This window comes from Cellulosimicrobium cellulans (genome assembly GCF_006539945.1).
GTDB classification, from domain to species: domain Bacteria; phylum Actinomycetota; class Actinomycetes; order Actinomycetales; family Cellulomonadaceae; genus Cellulosimicrobium; species Cellulosimicrobium cellulans.
Map to the genome: position 1 here is coordinate 1 of NZ_BJNZ01000042.1, position 20,321 is coordinate 20,321.

The 20,321-nt window shown below is 73.0% G+C and carries 12 protein-coding genes and 1 pseudogene; 4 read left to right on the top strand and 9 right to left on the bottom strand.

Features of this window, described 5'->3' with window-relative positions:
• From CCE02nite_RS21145 to CCE02nite_RS19630, 5 genes are all read right to left on the bottom strand, one after another.
• On the bottom strand, nucleotides 1–147 hold a 147-nt coding region (locus tag CCE02nite_RS21145; protein WP_141391275.1), incomplete at its 3' end, for an FAD-binding protein.
• Between the two features lie 190 nt (nucleotides 148–337).
• A complete protein-coding gene (locus CCE02nite_RS19615) occupies nucleotides 338–2,203 on the bottom strand; it encodes a protein kinase family protein (protein WP_141391276.1) in 1,866 nt (621 codons plus the stop codon).
• Nucleotides 2,204–2,300: 97 nt separating this feature from the next.
• Nucleotides 2,301–4,217: a murein biosynthesis integral membrane protein MurJ gene (gene murJ / locus CCE02nite_RS19620; protein ID WP_308463707.1), complete on the bottom strand. Its 1,917-nt coding sequence runs from the start codon at nucleotides 4,215–4,217 to the stop codon at nucleotides 2,301–2,303.
• A complete protein-coding gene (locus CCE02nite_RS19625) occupies nucleotides 4,214–6,547 on the bottom strand; it encodes a DUF6049 family protein (RefSeq protein WP_141391277.1) in 2,334 nt (777 codons plus the stop codon). The genes murJ and CCE02nite_RS19625 overlap by 4 nt, the downstream gene beginning before the upstream one ends.
• A complete protein-coding gene (locus CCE02nite_RS19630) occupies nucleotides 6,544–7,263 on the bottom strand; it encodes an NUDIX hydrolase (RefSeq protein ID WP_141391278.1) in 720 nt (239 codons plus the stop codon). The genes CCE02nite_RS19625 and CCE02nite_RS19630 overlap by 4 nt, the downstream gene beginning before the upstream one ends.
• Nucleotides 7,264–7,434: 171 nt before the next feature.
• Here CCE02nite_RS19630 and CCE02nite_RS19635 point away from each other — a divergent pair.
• Nucleotides 7,435–8,852: pseudogene (locus tag CCE02nite_RS19635) on the top strand (CCA tRNA nucleotidyltransferase).
• 117 nt (nucleotides 8,853–8,969) lie between these two features.
• On the opposite strand, the gene CCE02nite_RS19640 reads toward CCE02nite_RS19635, so the two are convergent.
• On the bottom strand, nucleotides 8,970–10,493 hold the full coding sequence (locus tag CCE02nite_RS19640; RefSeq protein WP_141391279.1) for an MDR family MFS transporter: 1,524 nt from the start codon (nucleotides 10,491–10,493) through the stop codon (nucleotides 8,970–8,972).
• A gap of 395 nt (nucleotides 10,494–10,888) precedes the next feature.
• On the opposite strand from CCE02nite_RS19640, the gene CCE02nite_RS19645 reads away from it, so the two are divergent.
• Nucleotides 10,889–12,124 carry an epoxide hydrolase family protein gene (locus CCE02nite_RS19645; RefSeq protein ID WP_141391280.1) on the top strand — a complete coding sequence of 412 codons (1,236 nt, stop codon included), beginning with the start codon at nucleotides 10,889–10,891 and terminating at the stop codon, nucleotides 12,122–12,124.
• 24 nt (nucleotides 12,125–12,148) lie between these two features.
• Here the strand turns inward: CCE02nite_RS19645 and CCE02nite_RS19650 are convergent, their stop codons facing one another.
• Nucleotides 12,149–13,534: an MFS transporter gene (locus CCE02nite_RS19650; protein ID WP_255318998.1), complete on the bottom strand. Its 1,386-nt coding sequence runs from the start codon at nucleotides 13,532–13,534 to the stop codon at nucleotides 12,149–12,151.
• A gap of 177 nt (nucleotides 13,535–13,711) precedes the next feature.
• Between CCE02nite_RS19650 and CCE02nite_RS19655 the strand changes: the two genes are divergently transcribed.
• Nucleotides 13,712–15,430: a glycosyl hydrolase family 18 protein gene (locus CCE02nite_RS19655; protein ID WP_141391281.1), complete on the top strand. Its 1,719-nt coding sequence runs from the start codon at nucleotides 13,712–13,714 to the stop codon at nucleotides 15,428–15,430.
• Nucleotides 15,431–15,609: 179 nt separating this feature from the next.
• Here CCE02nite_RS19655 and CCE02nite_RS19660 read toward each other — a convergent pair whose 3' ends face one another.
• The gene (locus CCE02nite_RS19660; protein WP_141391282.1) at nucleotides 15,610–16,701 is read right to left on the bottom strand and encodes an inositol-3-phosphate synthase; all 1,092 of its coding nucleotides are present in this window, start codon (nucleotides 16,699–16,701) and stop codon (nucleotides 15,610–15,612) included.
• Complete coding sequence (locus tag CCE02nite_RS19665) at nucleotides 16,698–17,393, bottom strand: PadR family transcriptional regulator (RefSeq protein ID WP_047230910.1); 696 nt, start codon at nucleotides 17,391–17,393, stop codon at nucleotides 16,698–16,700. Before CCE02nite_RS19665 ends, CCE02nite_RS19660 begins: the two co-directional genes overlap by 4 nt.
• Before the next feature lie 413 nt (nucleotides 17,394–17,806).
• On the opposite strand from CCE02nite_RS19665, the gene CCE02nite_RS19670 reads away from it, so the two are divergent.
• A complete protein-coding gene (locus CCE02nite_RS19670) occupies nucleotides 17,807–20,227 on the top strand; it encodes a penicillin-binding protein (RefSeq protein WP_141391283.1) in 2,421 nt (806 codons plus the stop codon).
• Nucleotides 20,228–20,321 lie beyond the last annotated feature (94 nt).

Here is a 20,321-nt window from a genome sequence, read left to right on the forward strand (position 1 = left end):
GGTGTTCATCAGCGCACCGCCGGCGGTCACGGAGCCCGCGAGCACGAGCGGGGCCAGGCCCGCACGCGCCGCGTAGATCGCCGCGGTGTACCCCGCGGGACCGGACCCGACGACGATCAGGTTCTGGACGGCAGACTGCTCGGTCACGTGCTCTCCTCGATGCTCGGTGCGTGGCGGCCGACCACGCGAGAGTGTGAACGCCGCCGGGGCGGCTTCTGTTCCACGGTACGGGTGTTCGCCACGCTACGGGGACCCGGCGCACGGCGCGCGTGCCGTCCACGCACCGCGGGACGGCGACGGCCAGGCCATGGATCCGGCGTCCCCCGTCTCGGGAGCGTCAGGAGACGAGGATCTCGTTGATCTCCGCGCGGAACTCACCGGCCGGGTTCTGCGGCAGCTCGGTGAACCACAGCACGATCGACTCCGCCTCGACCGGCTGGTCGAACGTGAACTCCGCACCGGGCGACAGCGGTCCCTTCGCGAGGACGGTGCCCTCGGTGGGGGCGTCCGGGCTCGTCGCCCGGATCTCGACGTTGCCGCCGGTCACCGCCGTGTCGATGACGACCGTCGAGACGGGCGCCTTCTCCTCGAGCGTGACGGCGAACCCGATCCCCGAGCGCAGGCCCGCGAAGTCCGCCGCGTTGTACCGGCGCGAGATCCAGGTCGTGTCGGGCTGCTGGTCGTAGGCGAGCGGCGCGAGCTCGGGGTGCTCGCCGTCGTTGTTGCCCGAGGCGTCGCCCTCGGGGTCCAGGGCCTGGCCCGAGGCGATCACGGGCCGGACCTCCGTCGGCGCAGGTGCCTGCTCGCCGTCCGTGGTGCCCTCTCCGCCCTCGGACGGAGCCTGCGACCCCTCGCCGGTCGGTTCCTCGCTCGTCTGGAGCGCAGGTCCGAACCCGTCGAACGCGGTGTTCACCGCCCACACGACGCCCCACACGACGAGGCCCAGGACGAGCACGAGGACGATCGGGGTGGCGTTGAACCGGCGGGGTCCGCGCCGGCGTGGCGCGGGCTCGCTCCAGGCCTGCGGCGCCTCCGTGGTCGGGGGTACGGACGGCGGTGCGGCCGCGTACTGGGCGGGCACGGCCCCGGTGTCGTAGCCCACGGGGGGCGGGGGGACCGCGTACGCCGCGGTCGCCGGGTCCGGCGCGGGCGGCGGGACCGCTGCCGTGGCGCCCGTGGCGACGCCGGCGGCGTACGCGATGCCCGGACCGGCGGAGCCCGGCACGTCTCCCACGCGGTGGATGCGTCCCGTCGTCGGGCGTCGGACCGGCGGTGCGGGCGGCGGCGTCCCCGGGGGCGCGCTCGTCGCGCCGTCGAACGCCGTGCGGACGGACTGGCGGCTCACGCCTGCCGTCGCGGGCTGCACGAACGAGGGCAGGGCCGCGACGACCGAGACCTCCCCCCAGGGCTCGACCGCGCCGACGACGTCGGCGGGGGAGCGGGGCGCGTCGCCGGCGGGCGGCGCCGTCCACTCCTCGACCGTGCCGCGGGTCCCCGCGAAAGCCTGGGCGCAGAGCGCGTCCAGCTCCGCGGGGACGTCCGGGCGGACGGCGGAGAGCGGGAGGACCCCGTCGCTCGCGCGCTGTGCGGGAAGGGGGTGGATGGCGTCGGGGGCGATCCACGAGACGTCCAGGGACGGCCCGGCCCAGCGCGCCGTCATCGCGTAGTAGAGGAGCGCGACGAGCCCGACGGCGTCGGTGCGCGACGTCAGGTCGGCGTCGTGCTGGTCGTGGCCCGCCACGCCGGCGTCGAGTCCGAGACCCGTGACGAGGACCCGGCTGCCGTCGACGCGGAGCGCGTCGGGCCGGAGCGCGAGGTGGTGGACCCCGCGCCGCTGGGCGACCTCGAGCGCGGCCGCGGCCTCGCCGACGATCGCGCGCGCCTGCTGCGGGTCGACGATGCCGCCCGCGACGACCTCGCTCAGCGTGATGCCCGTGTACCGCTCGGTTACGACGTACGCGGCGCCGTCCTCCGCCCCGACGTCGAGGACGCGCGTCAGGCGCGGGTCGACGACGAGCGCGGCGCGCCGGGCGGAGTCGAGGGCTTCGGCGACGTGCGGTCCGGAGACCAACGAGATCCGGACCGGCCGGTCGAGGATCTGGTCGTGCGCCGACCATGCGGTGACGTCCGACAGGTCGGACGTGAGCTGCTCGTCGAGCCGGTAGCGCGCGACGAGCAGTGTTCCTGGGGCCACGCCGTTCACCGGACCTCCTCCGTGGGACTCGTGGTCGACACACCATGGTACGCGGGCCCTGATTGCCCTTGTATCACCCGATTGGGGCCCGCGGGCCGCGCGCCGCTCACCGCCGCACGAGCCGGCGGACGCGACCCACGATGGGACCGGCGAGCTGGTCGAGCTCGCGTACGCGCATGAGCTTGAGCCCGCCCGCGTAGACGGCCGTCATCACGGCCCCGGCGACGGACACCACGACGACGGCCTGCCACCACGAGAGCCCGTAGATGCCGTCCGGGCCGTCGCCGGTGAGGACGACGAACCCGCGCAGGACGCCCCAGCCCGCGACGCCGCTGACGAGAGCCGCGATCCCGGCCTTGACGTGCAGGCGCAGGATCCGGGCGCCGTCGAGCCCCCGGAGCGTGCGTCGTAGCCCGACGGTGCGCAGCGCGACGGCCACGAGGTTGGACACGCTCATCGCGAGGCCGATGCCCACGACCCAGAGCTGGGGAGCCAGCACCTGCGTCGCGAGCCAGGACACGCCGACGAGCACGAGCGTGCCCGGCACCTGGATCCAGAAGACGGTCCGGCCGTCCTCGAACGCGTAGTAGACCCACTTCATGAGCACCATGCCGCCCAGGGGGACGAGCCCGAGCGCCATGGCGCGCAGCACCTCGGAGACGGCCTCGCCGGACGCGGCGTCGACGGAGGGGACGAGCAGCTTGGTGATCGGCAGCGCGAGGACGACCAGCACGACGGTCGCGAAGACGGTGAAGACCCCGACGGTGCGCACGCCGCGCGAGAGGTCGTGCCGGACGCGCGCGAGGTCGCCCGCGTGGGCCGCTGCGCTCATGCCCGTGAAGAGCGCCGTCGCGATCGAGACGGTCACGAGCGAGTGGGGCAGCAGGTAGATCATGAGCGCCTGCGTGTAGGCGGCGTTGCCCGCCACCGCCAGGGCTCCCGAGAACGCGTCGGGTGCGCCCGTGATCAGCCCGGTGACGGCGCCGAGGGTCCCGGGGTCGTCACGGTAGGGCCCGAACGTCTGCGCGAGCGCCGCGCGGGGCGCCTCGCTCGCGAAGCGTGTGGTGAACAGGACCCCGACCTGCTCGAGGAGGACGGCGGCGAACGTCCACAACGCGACCTGGCCGGCGGAGCGCAGGCCGATGCCGTGCAGGCCGAACCGCAGGTGCCAGCGGAAGCCGGCCCGCCACAGCGGGACGACGAGGATGAGCGCCTGCGCCGCGACACCGAGCGTCGCGGTGCCGGCCAGCAGCGCGATCTTGGGCCCGTCCCACTGCGTGAGGTCGTCGACGTTCCCCGTGGCCGCGGGACCGTAGATCGCGATGAACGCCGCGAACCCGGCGATCGACACGACGTTGTTCAGCACCGGTGCCCACATGAAGGGACCGAACTGGCCCCGCGCGTTGAGCACCTGACCGAGGAGCGTGTACAGCCCGTAGAAGAAGAGCTGCGGCGTGCACCAGAAGGCGAAGGCGACGGCGAGCGACGTCTGCGGTGCCGTCCAGCCGGGACCGGTGTAGAGCGCGACGAGGATGCTCGACCCCGCCGTGAGCAGCGCCGAGAGCGCGATCAGCACGACGCCGGAGAGCGTGAGCAGCTTGTCGAGCCGCTCCTGGGTGTTGCGCGCACGGTAGGCGCGGACGATCTGCGGCACGAGGACGGCGTTGAGGACGCCGCCCGCGAGGATCGCGAAGAGGACGTTGGGGATCTTGTTCGCGACGTCGAACGCGTCCGCGACCAGGCCCGTGGTCCCGATCGCGGCCACGAGGAGGACGTTGCGGACGAGCCCGAGGCCGCGCGAGACGAACGTGCCCGACGCCATGAGCGCCGACGAGCGGCCGAGCCCGCCCGTGCGGGGGGCGGGCGCCTCCGTGGCACCGGCCTCGGCGGTCTCGTCCGGGGTGCCCGACGCCGCCGGGTCGCCCGGGAGCGCCCCGGTCGGGACGACGTCGCGCGTCGTGCCGGGACGCGTGCCGTGCCCGGCGCCCGGGGGCCGGACGTGCCGGGGCTGCTCGGGGCTCACTCGACGCGCTCCTCGTCCCGAGGGGCGGGTTGAGCAGGCGGCGTCGGGTCCTGCGCGGGCGGTGCCGGCTGGTCCACCGTGGCGCCCGCCAGACGGCGGGGCGAGCGGCCGCGGCGCACCGTGCGCCAGATTCCCGCCACCAGGGCGAGGGCCAGGAGCACCGCCACGACCACGGTGCCCACCGACTCCCAGTCGGCGCGCACGCGCACGACGAACTCCTGCGGCTCCGCGACGCGGACCTGGGGCTGCGCCGCGCTGACGAGCTCGACCTCCACCGTGACGTTCCCGCTCCCGAACGCTTCGACGGGCACCCCGACGCTCGTCTCGGCCGCGACCAGGTCGCCGTCGGCGTCCCGGGTGGCGGCCGGGATCGTCACGGTCCGGCGCTCCGGTGCGCGCAGTCGCGGGTCGTCCGGCCGCAGCACGACCTCGACCGTGGCCTCCTGCTCCAGGACGCTGCGCACCCGGACGGGCAGGTCCTCCTGCTCGGCCACGAAGAGGAACGGAGCGCGCGTCTCCACCGAGAGCGTGCCCCGGACGGCGGCGGACCGTTGCTCGGCGTGCTGGACGGCGAGCACGCGCGACGGCTGCGCGGCGCGGAACGCGACGGCGGTCGGGGTGACGAAGCCGGGCTCGAGCGGGCGCGTGATCGTCGTGGGGTCGGCGCCGACGGTCGCGAACGCGGCGAGGTCCGCGCGCGACCGGTCGAGAGCACGGAGCTGGGCGACGGTGATCTCCCCCTCGCCGGCGACGTCGGCCGGCAGCGCCGTGCGCTCGACGGCGGACGGCGCGGACGCCAGGAGGTCGTCCACCGGGGCCAGGTCGACCCAGGGAGCCGCGCGGAGGGCGTCGAGCCGTGCCGTGAAGAGCGTCGGCTCGGCCTCCCAGCTCCGGGGGAGGGCGATGACGACGTGGCGCTGCTCCGCCGGGCGCTCGCGGGCGATCACGGCCGTCTCGGCGAGGATCCGCTGCGTCGCCGTGACGCCCGAGCCGTCGCCGGCCGAGAGGAGAGCGGTCAGCACGGCGTCCGCGACGAGCGCCTTCACGGGTCCGGCGGCCGTCGCGACCTCGGCGACGCCGGACGGCGTGTAGGTCAGCGACTCGTCCGGGACGAGCCCACCGGGACCGACGACGGTCGCGGTCGCGCCCGACGCCGCGGCGAGCGTCGTCGTGGCCAGGTCGGGGACGGCGTCGCCCGGCCAGGCGAGGTCGGTCCGCCACGCCGCCGTCGGGTCGGACGCGGTGGCCGCGCCGGACGTCTCGTCCGTGGCGGCCGCGTCGTCGTCCGTCGCCCCGCCGTCGCCCGTCGCATCGCCGGTGGTCGCGTCGCCGCTGGTCTCGTCGTCGGTCGACTGGTCGTCGGTCGTCGGCTCGGGCACGGCCGGGAGCGGGGTCCCCTCCGGCAGCGCGAGACCGGCGTGCGCGAACGCCGCGACGTCCGGGTCGTACGCGCGTAGCGCGAACGCCGAACGGCCCGCGGCGGCGGCCCTCACGGCGTCGGCCCAGGCGTTCACGGCCGGGTCGCCGGCTCCCGTCGCCGCGGCGAGCAGGGCCGGGTCGGCGACCCACGCGACCTCCGGAGCGTCACCGGTCGCCGCGAGCAGACGCCCGAGGTGACCGTCCGTCGCCACCGCGGCCGAGAGCGCGTCGTCGTACGCCTGGGGGTCGGGGTCCACCGGCGGCCCGGTCATGGCGGCCACCACGCTCAGACGCAGCGGGGTCACCTCGCCCGACGGCTCCCACAGGACGAAGGTGCGCTGGACGGCCTGGCGTGCGCCGCCGTCGGACACCGTGAGGGAGATGCCGCGCGGGCCCCAGTCGCTGCCCGCGTGCAGGTCGAGCTCCGCGACCGGGACGGTGAGCGTCGTCTCCACCGTCGCACCCGGCGCGAGAGCCCCGAGGTCCTCGCCGGTGACGCGGACCCCGACGCGACCGTCGAGCCCGATCGTCGTCCAGCTCTCGAGCGCCGACCGGGTGCTCAGCACCCGCCGGTCGATGCCGAGCGCCACCATGGGCGCCCCGAGCGTCTCCGCCGTCCCGTTGGTCACGCGCGCGGTCACGGTGAGCGTGTCGCCCGGACCGAGGACGGTCGGCTGGAGCGACGAGACCTCGAGCGTGACCGCGTCCTCGGTCTCGGCCGTCGTGCTCGTCGAGGTGCTCGTCGTCGTGCTCGCTGCCGCACCCACCGCCGCGACGGCACCGCCGAGGACGACGGAGACGGCGAGGACCAGCAGGGCGACCAGTGCGACGAGGAGGCGAGCGGACCTGCCGACGAGCGGGGCCGACGCGGCGCCGCCGGGGCGCGCGCCGCTGCTGGGGGAGGGCGTCATGAGTGGTCGGTCGAGCTCCGTGGGGCGGGCGGTGCCGGGCCGCCGCGGCCGTCGTGCGGACGGCCGGGCGAGCGGACGATCGTCCGGGTCACCCTACTCTCGACCACCCCGTGGAACCGCGCCGGCCTGCCCTCGAGGACGCTGTGCGCGACGGCGGCGATCCGGCGCTCGTTGGGGTAGGCGAGCCGGTCGGGGAGGTCCACCACGGGGATCCACGCGACGTCCTCGGCCTCGCCGTCCGGGTCGCCCTCGACCGTGAGGTAGCCGCCCGTCGCGCGCAGGAGGAAGTGGTGGACGACCTTGTGCACGCGGCGGTCGTCGCCCGTGAACCAGTAGTCGATGACGCCCAGCGGCTCCTGCACGGCCCCCTGGATGCCCGTCTCCTCCGCGATCTCACGGACCGCGGCCTGCTCCGGCGTCTCGTCGCCCTCGAGGTGGCCCTTGGGCAGGCACCACTCGAGACGTCCTCCCCGGTTGCGGCGGGCGATGATCGCCGCGCAGAGGTCGCCGCCCGCGACCGTGATGACGAGCCCGCCGGCCGAGACCTCGTCGACCACGGGCAGCGGCGGCGGCGCGGGCGCCGGGCGCGAGCGCGGGTCGATGCGCAGCGCGTGCCCGCCGGGCGGGGCGGGGACCGGGAGGGGCTGCCCGCGACCGCTGTCACGCCCGCCCGCCGGATCCCTCCGGGGCTCGTCGGCGTGCGCAGGGGTGGACATGTCCCAACTTTACCGAGTGGACGTCGGCTCCCCGGGACCGGCTCCCCGGTGCGGGCGTCGTATCTGGCAGGCTTGGGTGTCGTGCCCCAGCCTTCGTCGCCCCAACCGTCGCCCCCGCCGACGTCGCAGTCGCTCGAGCTCCAGCGCCGCGCTCTCACCGTGCTCACCGAGATGGCACCCGCGGCGATCGAGCTCGGCGAGGCGTTCCGCGCCGCCGGTCACGAGCTCGCGCTCGTGGGCGGGCCCGTCCGCGACGCGTTCCTCGGGCGGGCGAGCAACGACCTCGACTTCGCCACGTCCGCGTCGCCCGACGAGACCGAGGCGCTCCTCGCGCGCTGGGGCGACGCCCACTGGGACATCGGCAAGGAGTTCGGCACGATCGGCGCGAAGCGCTTCGGTCGTGGGGGTCCCGGGGACGACCTCGTCGTCGAGGTGACGACGTACCGCACCGACGAGTACGACCCGACGTCGCGCAAGCCCGTCGTCGCGTTCGGCGACACGCTCGAGGGCGACCTGTCGCGCCGGGACTTCACCGTGAACGCGATGGCGGTGCGCGTCCCGGAGATGACGTTCGTCGACCCGTTCGACGGCCTCGACGACCTCGCACGCCGCGTGCTGCGCACGCCGATCGCCCCCGAGCGCTCGTTCGACGACGACCCGCTGCGCATGATGCGTGCGGCCCGGTTCGCGGCCCAGCTCGGGTTCGACGTCGACGGCGGGACGCTCGCCGCGCTCGTCCTCATGACCGAGCGCATCGAGATCGTGTCCGCGGAACGGGTGCGGGACGAGCTGTCGAAGCTGCTGTGCGCGGCGTCCCCGCGTCGCGGGCTCGAGGTGCTCGTCGACACGGGTCTCGCCGACCACGTGCTGCCCGAGCTCCCCGCGCTCAAGCTCGAGATCGACGAGCACCACCGGCACAAGGACGTGTACGAGCACTCGCTCACGGTCCTCGACCAGGCGATCGCGCAGGAGACCGGGCCCGACGGCGTGGTCCCTGCCCCCGACCTCGTGCTCCGCCTGGCCGCGCTGCTGCACGACGTCGGCAAGCCGCCGACGCGGCGCTTCGAGCAGGGGGAGGCGTGAGCTTCCACCACCACGAGGTCGTCGGCGCCAAGATGGTCGCCAAGCGCCTCAAGGCGCTGCGGTACGACAAGCAGGTCGTCAAGGACGTCGCGCGACTCGTCGAGCTGCACCTGCGGTTCCACGGCTACGGCGACGGCGCCTGGACCGACTCCGCGGTGCGCCGGTACGTGACCGACGCCGGGCCGTTGCTCGAGCGGCTGCACCGCCTCACGCGCGCCGACTGCACGACGCGGAACCGGCGCAAGGCGCAGCGGCTGCGCGAGTCGTACGACGACCTCGAGCGCCGCATCGCGGACCTCCAGGAGAAGGAGGAGCTCGACGCCGTCCGCCCGGACCTCGACGGCCAGCAGATCATGACGATCCTCGGCATCCGGCCCGGACCGGTGGTGGGCAGGGCGTACAAGCACCTGCTGGAGCTGCGCCTGGACCGCGGGCCGGTCGACGAGGAGACCGCACGCGCGGACCTCCTGGCCTGGTGGGCCGACCAACCGGAGTCCACTTCCTGAGGAGGCGCGCGGCGGAGGACGCCGAACACGACATGGGTGCCGTTATCAGCCCGATAACGGCACCCATGTCGTGTTCGAAGGAGCGTGAGGTCGTGGTCGACGCCGGGCGGCGACGACTTAGACGTCGTCGGTGGCCAGGGCGGCCTCGACCGGCGCGGCCTGCGTCCGGTCCTGCGCGGGGCCGTGGCCTGCGCCGTGGTCCTGCGGCGCGGGGCGGCGCAGGAGGAACGAGAGGCCGACGGCGACGAGCATGACGGCCGTGCCCCAGACGAACGCGTCGCCGACGCCCTCGGCCAGCGCGGCCTGCGGCGACGCGCCCGCCTCGCCGTAGGCGATGGAGCGGGTCGTCATGACGGCGACGAACATGGCCGTGCCGGCGGCGCCCGCGAGCTGCTGCACGGTGCCGATCGACGCGGACCCGTGCGAGTACTGGTGCGGCTCGAGAGCCGAGAGCGCGGCCGTGAACAGCGGAGTGAACATGAACGCGAGGCCCAGGCTCAGCGTGACGTGCAGCGCCAGGACGAACCACGGCGACGAGTCCGCGTGGATCGTCGTGAACGCGGCGAGGGCGACGGCGACGACGCTCACGCCGGGGATGACGAGCGGGCGCGGTCCCACCCGGTCGTAGAGCCGGCCGACGGTCGGGCCGAGCAGACCCATGAGGAGCCCGCCGGGGAGCACGATGAGGCCGGTCGCGAGCGGCTCGAGGCCCATCGCGTCCTGGAGGAACAGCGGCAGGAGGATGAGGGAGCCGAACATGGCGACCATGCCGACCGCCATGATGCCGAGCGGCACGCTGAACCCGCGGTGCGTGAACACGCGGAGGTCGAGCAGCGCGCGGTCCTCGCGCTGGAGCACGAGCTGGCGCCACACGAACGCGCCGAGGGCAAGGGCACCGAAGGCGATGGGCGCGGCCGGCGGGACGACGGGCGTATGGCGTGCCGCCTCGCCGATGCTCGAGAGCCCGTAGACGAGCCCACCGAACGCGAACGCCGCGAGGACGAGCGAGAACGGGTCGAGCCGCGAGTGCGTACGGTCAGCGACGTCCCGGATGTACAGGAAGCCGAGGACGAGCGCGACGAGCGCGATCGGCAGCACGATCCCGAACACCCACCGCCAGCTCAGCGAGTTGAGGATGAGGCCCGAGAGGGACGGGCCCAGCGCCGGCGCCGCAGCCATGACGATCGAGATGTTCCCCATGACCTTGCCGCGGATCGTCGGCGGGACGAGGGTCATGATCGTCGTCATGAGCAGCGGCATCATGATCGCCGTGCCCGAGGCCTGCACGACGCGGCCGGTGAGCAGCCACGCGAAGCCGGGCGAGACGGCCGCGAGCAGGGTGCCGGCGCTGAACAGCGACATCGCGAGCAGGTAGGCCCCCCGCGTGCCGAGGCGCTGGAGCAGGAACCCGGTCGCCGGGATGACGACCGCCATCGTCAGCATGAACGCGGTCGTCAGCCACTGCCCGGTGCTGGCCGTGATGCCGAGGTCCTCCATGAGGGGCGCCAGCGCGACGCTCATGGTCGTCTCGTTGAGGATCACGACGAACGCGGAGCCGAGCAGCAGCGCGATGACGAGGAAGTCCGCCCGGGGGAGCCGGTCGACGGGTGCCGAGGTGTCGTGGGTGGAGGGGGCTGTCACGGGGTGTCTCCGCTCGCGTCGGGTGGCGGCCCGGGCTCAGTGTCGGACCCGGTTCGGGGAAGCTGCGCAAGGCAGCACGGGGGTCGCGTGCGCAGGGCACGCGACGACGGTGTCGGTTCTCGGTCGGCAGGGCCACGGGAGAGGTGAGGTGCCCCGGGCGATCAGCGCGGCGTCGCCACGACGATCCGTACCCTGTACGACCATCCACCATCCTGCGTTATTCCCACCGACCGTGACGACCTCTTTTCGTCGACGGAGTCATCGGTGCTGCCGACAGCAGAACGCCGTGGCCGCGCGGGGGAACCGTGCAGAGGTGCTGCGAGAACAGGCCAGCGGCTGACCGCTGCCCCGCCTAGCGTCGAGACGGACCCACCACCCAGACACCGGAGGCCCTGATGGAGTTCCGAGCGTTCACGATCGACGTCCCGCAGGCCGAGCTCGACGACCTGCACGAGCGCCTCGCCCGCACCCGCTGGCCCGCCGAGCTCCAGGAGCGCGGCTGGGAGCGCGGCACCGAGCTGTCGACGATGCGCCGCCTCGCCGCGCACTGGGTCGACGGCTACGACTGGCGCACGCAGGAGGCGCGTCTCAACCGCTTCCACCACGTCGTGGCCACGGTCGACGGTCGCGACCTCCACGCGATCCATGAGCGTGCGGTACGCCGGGACGCGCCGGCGATCCTGCTGCTGCACGGCTGGGCGGACTCGTTCTACCGGTTCGCGCACGTCGTCGACCGCCTCACGGGCCGCGATCCCGCGGTCGGCCCCGACGAGGCGGTGTTCGACGTCGTCGTCCCGTCCCTGCCGGGTTTCGACTTCTCGGAGCAGCCCGAGGCCGGGACGGTGAGCGGCGCCCAGAGCGCCGAGGTCGTCGCGAGCCTCATGGAGGGCCTCGGCTACGACCGCTACCTCGTGCACGGCGGGGACTGGGGCGGTGTCGTCGCGCAGGAGGTGGCGCGTGCGCACCCCGACCGCGTCGTCGGCCTCCACCTCACCGACGTCCCGTTCCCCAACCTGTTCCTCGTCGACCGAGGGACCGCGAGCGAGGGGGAGCGCGCCATGTTCGCCGCCGTCGACGCGTGGGGCGAGACGCACGGCGGGTACGTCGGGATCCAGTCGTCGCGCCCGCTCACCCTGTCCTACGGCCTGAGCGACTCGCCCGTCGGCCTCGCCGCGTGGCTCGTCGACCACTATGGCTACCTCTCCGACACCTTGCCGTCGGACGACGACCTGCTCACCAACGTGATGCTCTACTGGCTCGGCAACTCGATCCGCTCCTCGATGCGCCTCTACAACGAGGGGCTCGACGGCGACTGGGGCAGTGCGGCAGGGGGCGACGCCGCATGGTCGGACGGAGAGGGCGCCGACGACGGCTGGTCGGGCGGGGAAGGCGCCGACGACGGCTGGTCGGGCGGGGAGGGTGGCGACGACGGCTGGTCGCTACGCATCGACGTGCCGACGGCGCTCGCCGTCTTCCCGCGTGACATCTCCCAGCCGCCGCGAGAGTACGCGGAGCGGTTCTTCGACGTCCGGCGGTTCACGACGATGCCGCGCGGCGGGCACTTCGCCGCCCTGGAGGAACCGCAGCTCGTCGTCGACGACCTCCGGGCCTTCGCCTCCGAGCTCGGCTGAGCCCGGTCGAGCGGCTGCGCCCCGTCAGGCGCTCGGTCGCGCGGCCGGGACGTCGTCGCCGGTGGCGGAGCCCTCGCCGGGTGAGGTGGCCTCGGAGGCCGGCCGTGCGCCGTCGTGCCCGACGGCGTCCTCCGCCCCGGCGGGGGTCCGTGCCCCGCGGGTCCACATCACGAGAGCGGCGAGCGCGTAGGCGACCGCGAGGGCGACGAACACGCCGCGCGACCAGCCCGTGTCGGGGAGCGTGAACGCCGCCAGGGCGGCCGCGCCGACGAACGCCGCGTTGTACAGGACGTCGTAGAACGCGAAGGCGCGGCCGCGGAACTCGTCGTCGGTGTCGCGCTGGACGATCGTGTCCACCGCGATCTTGGTGCCCTGCGCCGCCAGCCCGAGCAAGGCGGCGCCCGTGTACACGATCGCGCGCGACGGCGTCGTCACGAGCAGGAGCTGGCTGGCTGCGGCGAGCAGCAGCATGATCGCGATCCACACCTGCGGGCCCGTGTACCGGGAGAGCGTCGGCGTGAGCACCATGGCCCCCGCACCGCCCAGGCCCGTCAGGCCGACGACGATCGCGAACGTCGCCATGCCCGCCGTCTGGCTCCCCGCGTCGAGGAGGTTCCGGGCGATGAGGATCGAGGCGATGAAGACCACGCCGTAGAGGAAGCGGTGCGTGGCCATCGCGAGCAGCGCCTGGCCCGGGGTGCGGCGCGCGACGAGGTAGCGGGCGCCGTCGGCCAGGCCGCGCGCGACCTTGACGATCTCCGACCGGATCGCCGACTCGGCGGGACGCTCCGGGCCGAGCTGCGTCCGGCCGAGGCGCAGCGCGAGCAGCGACGCGACCCCGAAGACGAGCGCCGCGCACACGAGGGCGGACGAGTCCTTGACCCGGCCCGGCTCGAACGCGAGCCCCAGGACGAACCCGATCCCGCCGCCGACGAACGCCGCGCCGGCCCCCAGCGTCGGGGTCAAGGAGTTCGCGGTGAGCAGCAGCGGGCCGTCGACGACGCGTGGCAGACCCGCGGACAGGCCCGCGAGGAGGAAGCGGTTCACCGAGAGTGCCGCGAGACCGAGCGCGTAGATCCACCCGCTGACCCCGCCGGAGAGCATGAGCGCCGCCATCCCCAGGGTGATGACCACGCGCACCGCGTTGCCCCACGCGAGCACCTGTCGGCGCTGCCAGCGGTCGAGGAACACGCCCGCGAACGGGCCCACGATCGTGAACGGCGCGAGCATCACCGCGAACGCGCCGGCGATCGCCGCGGCGGTGCCCTGCGACTCGGGCGAGAAGAACAGCAGCGACGCCAGGCCGACCTGGAACATGCCGTCCCCGGCCTGCGAGACGAGGCGCACGGCGAACAGCCTGCGGAACCCGCGCAGCCGCAGCAGCGCTCGCAGCTCGGCGACGACACTCACCCCCCAACCCTAGGCGGTCGCCACCGCCCCCTGGACCGTCGGCGGCCGACCCTGCGCAAGAGGTGCCGTTCTCGCATCCTGGGAACCCCCTGGGCAAGAATGCTTAGGAAGGTTACTTTTGCGTTTTCACGACCCGCCGCAGTGGCCGGGCCCGGAGAAGCAGCGAGGCATTCTCGAATGACACGAACCCCCAGGACGGCAGCCGCAGGGCTCGCCTTCGCAGCGACGGCGGCGCTCGTCGCCGGCACGGCCGGGGCGGCGCACGCCGCACCCGCGACGGCCGGCGGAGACGGCGCCAACGGCTACAAGACCGTCGGCTACTACCCCGCGTGGGACGCCGGCGACGAGGACGGCTACCAGGTCGCCGACCTCCAGACCACCGGGGCGGCGTCCGACCTGACGCACCTCAACTACGCGTTCGGCAACGTCACGACCGACCTGGTCTGCGACATCACCGACCGGGAGGACCCCGTCGACGGCGGGCTCGAGGGCGACCCCCTCAACGACTACGTGCAGCTCAAGCCGGCCGGGCAGACCGTCGACGGCGTCGCGGACACCCCCGACCAGGCGCTCGCGGGCAACTTCCACCAGCTCAAGAAGCTCAAGGAGGCCAACCCGGGCCTGAAGGTCCTCATCTCCCTCGGCGGCTGGACCTGGTCGGACAACTTCTCCGACGCCGTGTCCACGCCCGAGAACCGCGAACGGCTCGTCGAGTCCTGCCTCGACGTGTACTTCCGCGGGAACCTGCCCGTCGTCCAGGACGCGGAGAACGGCACCAAGGGTGGCGACGGCGTCGCCGCCGGAATCTTCGGCGGCGTCGACCTCGACTGGGAGTGGCCCGGCGCGACCGGCGAGCACCCCACGCCGCGACCCGAGGAGGACGCGGAGAACTTCGTCCGGTTCGCGCAGCTCCTGCGCGCCGAGCTCGACGAGCTCGGCGCCGAGACGGGCGAGGACTACCAGATCACCGGATTCGCACCGGCGGGCTGGGCCCCGCGCACCTACGGCGGCTGGCTCGACCCGCGCTTCGTCGAGGCGCTCGACTTCATCAACGTCCAGGGATACGACTACCACGGCGACTGGAACACCACCCGGACCGGCCACCAGGGCAACCTGCACGTCTACGACGACCCGACGACGGGCGAGCCCGCCAACTGGGGCCTCGCCGCCGACGGCGTCCTCGGCGCGTACCACGCCGCCGGGTGGCCCAAGGAGAAGCTCGTGCTCGGCATGGCCGCGTACGGCTACGGCTGGACGAACGTCACCGACCCGACACCCGGTGCCGCGGCCGACGGCGCCCTCCCGTTCACCTACTACTCCGAGATCAAGGCCAAGGGCCTCCCGGAGTACTACGACGAGGTCGCCGGGCAGGGCTACTTCTCCGGAGACGGCGAGTGGTGGAGCGCGGACACCCCGCGCTCCGTGACGGCCAAGGCCGAGTACCTCGCCACCCACGGCTACGGCGGCGGCTACTTCTGGGACCTCGCCGGTGACGACGACAACGAGCTCCTCGGGACCCTCCGGGGCACGTTCGAGACCGCCGCCCCCGGTCCGCTCGTCCCCGCTGACGCGGCGGCCCCCTGGTACGCATCGGGCGTGTACACCCAGGGCGACGTCGTCTACCACGACGGCGTCGAGTACCGCGCCGCCTGGTGGACCCGGAACCAGGAGCCCGGCCAGCCGAACGGCCCCTGGCGCGCCATCGGCGGTGCCGGCACCGCCCCGGCGGGAGAGGCACCCGCCTGCGGCGACGCCTGGGACGCCGGCCGCACCTACACCGCGGGCGACGTCGTCACCCGCGCGGGCGTGAGCTACACCGCGCAGTGGTGGACCACCGGGTCCCAGCCCGGCACCGACGTGCACGGCGCCTGGGACGCGGGCAGCCCCTGCGCCTGACGCACGAGCACACGGGCGAGGCCCCTGCCGATCATCGGCAGGGGCCTCGCCCGTATCTCGACCTGCGATGCGTGCCAGGTCAGCGCGCGACCTTCATGGTCGCGCTGGTCCTGCGTTCCGCTACGGCCGAGAGCCCGGCGAAAAGCGTGCCGGGCTCTCAACCTTCGCTGCACTCCGGATCAGCGCTCGACCTCACCGGCGATGAAGGCCTCCAGCTGCGCACGGCCCTTCGTGTCCTCCATCTGGACCGGGGGGGACTTCATGAAGTAGGTCGAGGCCGAGAGGATCGGGCCGCCGACGCCGCGGTCCTTGGCGATCTTCGCGGCGCGCACGGCGTCGATGATGATGCCGGCGGAGTTGGGGGAGTCCCAGACCTCGAGCTTGTACTCCAGGTTCAGCGGGACCTCGCCGAACGCGCGACCCTCGAGGCGCACGTACGCCCACTTGCGGTCGTCGAGCCACGCGACGTAGTCCGACGGGCCGATGTGGACGTTGCGGTCCTCCTTCTTGCCGCCGAGCGGGCCCTCGAGGTTCGAGGTCACGGCCTGCGTCTTGGAGATCTTCTTGGACTCCAGGCGCTCGCGCTCGAGCATGTTCTTGAAGTCCATGTTGCCGCCGACGTTGAGCTGGTACGTGCGGTCCAGCACGACGCCGCGGTCCTCGAAGAGCTTGGCGAGCACGCGGTGCGTGATCGTCGCGCCGACCTGCGACTTGATGTCGTCGCCGACGATCGGGACACCGGCCTCCTCGAACTTCGCGGCCCACTCCGGGTCGGACGCGATGAAGACGGGCAGCGCGTTGACGAACGCCACGCCCGCGTCGATCGCGGCCTGCGCGTAGAACTTCGCGGCCTGCTCCGAGCCGACGGGGAGGTAGCAGACGAGCACGTCGACCTGGGCCTCGCGCAGCGCGGCGACGACGTCGACCGCCTCCGCGTCCGACTCCTCGATCGTCTGCGCGTAGTACTTGCCGATGCCGTCGAGGGTCGGGCCGCGCTGGACGGTCACGCCGAGCGGCGGGACGTCCGCGATCTTGATCGTGTTGTTCTCCGAGGCGTTGATGGCCTCGGAGAGGTCGAACCCGACCTTCTTCGCGTCGACGTCGAACGCCGCCACGAAGTCCAGGCTCGAGACGTGGTAGTCGCCGAACTGCACGTGCATGAGGCCCGGGACGGTGCTGCTCGGGTCGGCGTCACGGTAGAAGTGCACGCCCTGGACGAGGGACGATGCGCAGTTGCCTACGCCGACGATGGCGACGCGGATGGAGGTCATCCTCGCTCCTTGGTGTTCGTTGTTCCAGGGTCCTCGGGACGCCTCGCGCCGTCGGGCTCCTGCTCGGATGGTTCCGCAGGATGCGGGGTGCTGCTGGTCCGCGCACGGGTGGTGCTCCGGGAGTGCCCGGAGCTCCGGTCGCGTTCGGTGGTGATGAGACCGTCGAGCCAGCGCACCTCGCGCTCGACCTGCTCGAGTCCGTGACGTTGCAGCTCGAGCGTGTACTCGTCGAGCCGCTCGCGGGTGCGAGCCGCGGACTCCCTGACCGCCTCCAGCCTCTCCGTGAGCCGGGTGCGCCGGCCCTCGAGGATGCGGATACGGGTCTCGGCGTCGGTCTGCGCGAAGAACGCGAACCGGACGTCGAAGCTCTCGTCCTCCCATGCCGCCGGCCCGGAGGAGGCCAGCACGCTCTGGAGGTGCTCCTTGCCCTCGGCCGTCAGCTCGTAGACGATGCGCGCGCGCTTGCCCGAGAGGGCGGGCGCGAGCGTCGACTGCGCCGCGGACTGCTCCGTGCCGGTGATGAGCCCGCGGGCCACCAGCGACTTGAGGGCGGGGTACAGCGAGCCGTAGGACAGCACGCGGAACGACCCGAGCATGAGGTTGAGCCGCTTGCGCAGCTCGTACCCGTGCAGCGGGGACTCCTTGAGGAGGCCGAGGATCGCGGTCTCGAGCACCGGTGTCTTGCTGCGCACGAACCCACCTCCTGACGCTCCTCGGGCGTGCCCCGGCGGGCTCACTGTGACCTGAGTTCAACTCGATGTATCGAGTCGATACATCGACAGGTTAGGTCGTCTCGATGCGTCGCGCAATCTTCGGGGAGTGTCGCGCATCGCGCCACAGATGTGAAGGACCCGCGGAGGGGGCGGGACGCCGCGGCGAATCAATGGCGCACGATGGCGTTGTCACGGCGGCAGGCCCTTGTCCGGACAGGGGGACGCCCTATTGTTCAGGGTGGTCCGGCGTGTGCCGACCCCGTGCCCGACGACGTCCCGCGCCTCAGGCGGGGACGCGCCGTCGGGCAGGCGGTCTGCTCGCGGTGGGCCACGAGCAGGTCCGCGTGCGACGTGGAGCCGGCTTCCCGTTGCCCCCCAGAGGAAGGTAGACCGTGGCGCGATCCACGAGGACGAACGGACGGACGACCCCCCGCGGGCGCCGTCGGTTCTTCAACTACCCGCGCTCGCACGTCAAGAGCTTCCGCCGCTGGCTGCCGTCGTGGCGCGTCGTCGTCGGGACCATGCTGACCGGCGTCGCGCTCGTCGCGGGCGTGCTCGTCGCCGCGTGGGTCACGACCGACGTCCCGTCGAAGCTGCCGAGCGTCGGCGCGCAGACCTCCACGGTCTACTGGGGCGACGGCACGACCGAGATGGGGACGTACGCGGTCGAGAACCGCGAGATCGTCGACTACGCGACCTTGCCCGACTACGTGGGCAACGCCGTCGTGGCCTCGGAGGACAGCACCTTCTGGACGAACTCCGGCGTGGACTTCCGCGGCATCGCGCGCGCCTTCTACAACAACCTCAAGGGTGGCGGCCGCCAGGGCGCCTCGACGCTCACCCAGCAGTACGTCGAGCGCTACTACACGGACACGGTCACGGACTACGCGGGCAAGGCTCGCGAGGCGATCCTGGCGCTGAAGATCACGCAGCAGCAGAAGAAGGAAGACATCCTCGGCAACTACCTCAACACGATCTACTTCGGTCGCGGCGCGTACGGGATCCAGGCGGCCGCGCAGAAGTACTACGGCGTGAACGCGGCCGACCTCACGGTGTCGCAGGCCGCCATGATCTCGGGCATCATCCCCAACCCGACCAACTGGGACCCGGCGAACAACCCCGAGCAGGCCGAGCACCGCTGGAAGCGGTCCCTCGACAACATGCTCAAGGACGGGCACATCGACAAGGCTCAGTACGACGAGGCGATCGCGGGCGGGTTCCCGGCGGCGATCGAGTACGTGAAGTCGGACAAGTACGCCGGGCCGACCGGGTACCTGCTCGCCATGGTCGAGAAGGAGCTGGCGAGCGAGGGCATCGACATCTCCGAGGCCGACCTGACGAGCAAGGGCTACCAGATCACCACGACGATCGACCCGGCGATGCAGAAGGCCGCGGTCGAGACCATCGACACCCTGCCCCAGGAGAGCCGCGGCGACGACAACCCGGTGTCCCCGAACCTCCGCGCGGCGCTCGTGTCCATCGACCCGAACGACGGCTCCATCCGCGCGCTGTACGGCGGTGCCGACTTCCTCCAGAACCAGTACAACAACGCGACGCTCGGCGCCGCCCAGGGCGGCTCGACCTTCAAGCCGTTCACGCTGGTCGCCGCGCTCGAGAACGGCCACACTCTCGACGAGCGGTACAACGGCAACTCGCCGATGACGTTCGAGGGAGCGAACGACGGCGGCGACTGGAAGGTCCGCAACTTCGGCGACGTGCCCTACGGGAACATCGACCTGGTCAAGGCCACCGCGAACTCGGTGAACACGGTCTACGCCGAGCTGAACATCGAGACCGGTCCGGAGAAGACGGCCGAGGTGGCGCACCGCCTGGGCATCTCCGAGAAGACCGAGGTGCAGGGGAACGCGGCGAACGTGCTCGGTACGGCGACGGTGACGCCGCTCGAGCTCACCAACGCCTACGCGACCATCGCGGCCGGCGGGCAGAAGGCGACGCCGCACATCGTCGCCCAGGTGGTCGACTCGCGGGGCAACCTCGTCTATGAGGCGCCGGGCGCGGACAAGCGCACCGCCGAGTTCGAGACCGACACGATGGCCGCGACGCAGTACGCGCTGTCCCAGGTCGTCGAGCAGGGCTCCGGGGAGCCGGCGAAGGCGCTCGGTCGCCCGGCGGCCGGCAAGACGGGGACGTCGAACGAGAACAAGTCCGCATGGTTCGCCGGCTTCACGCCGGGTCTCGCGACCGTCGTCGGTCTCTACCAGACCGGGCCGGAGAACGAGCAGGAGCAGATCACGCCGTTCGGGCGCTGGGCCGACATGCGCAACCCCGAGATCACGGGTGGTTCGTGGCCGGTCGAGGCGTGGACGTCGTACATGCAGGCGGCGACCGCCAACCTGCCCGTCGGCGAGTTCCTGCAGTACACGCCGCCCAAGCCGCAGCCGACGGAGACGCCGACCGAGACGCCGACGGAGGAGCCCACCGAGGAGACGCCGACGGAGGAGCCCGAGGAGCCGCAGCAGCCGGAGAACGTCACGGTGCCCGGCGACCTCCAGGGTCGGACCGTCGACGACGCCAAGGCAGCCCTCCGGGCGCTCGGCCTCAAGTGGGCGGTCACCGAGGAGTTCTCGGAGGAGCCTCGCGGCATCGTCATCAAGGCGGGCTCGGCCGGTGCCGAGGTCCCGCCGGGATCGACGATCGCGCTCGTGGTCTCGAAGGGCGTCGACCCGGGACAGCAGCCGACGGAGGAGCCCACCGAGGAACCGACCGAGACGCCCGACCCCGGCGACGGGGGCGGCGGAGGTCCCGGTGGCGGGCCCGGGACCGGCGGGGGGAACGGCAACCCCAACCCCTGACGACCGGCTGTTCCGCAGATTTCCAGGGGCCCGCGCCGAGCGGGTACCCTGGGGAGCTGCCGTCCGCTCGTCGGGCGGCAGCAGCACGAATGCA

Excerpts from the sequence above, each read along its gene's own strand:
- CCE02nite_RS19655 (WP_141391281.1), top strand. The coding sequence starts at position 13,712 with ATGACACGAACCCCCAGGACGGCAGCCGCAGGGCTCGCCTTCGCAGCG.
- CCE02nite_RS19645 (WP_141391280.1), top strand. The coding sequence starts at position 10,889 with ATGGAGTTCCGAGCGTTCACGATCGACGTCCCGCAGGCCGAGCTCGAC.
- CCE02nite_RS19630 (WP_141391278.1), bottom strand. The coding sequence starts at position 7,263 with ATGTCCACCCCTGCGCACGCCGACGAGCCCCGGAGGGATCCGGCGGGC.
- CCE02nite_RS19625 (WP_141391277.1), bottom strand. The coding sequence starts at position 6,547 with ATGACGCCCTCCCCCAGCAGCGGCGCGCGCCCCGGCGGCGCCGCGTCG.
- CCE02nite_RS19660 (WP_141391282.1), bottom strand. The coding sequence starts at position 16,701 with ATGACCTCCATCCGCGTCGCCATCGTCGGCGTAGGCAACTGCGCATCG.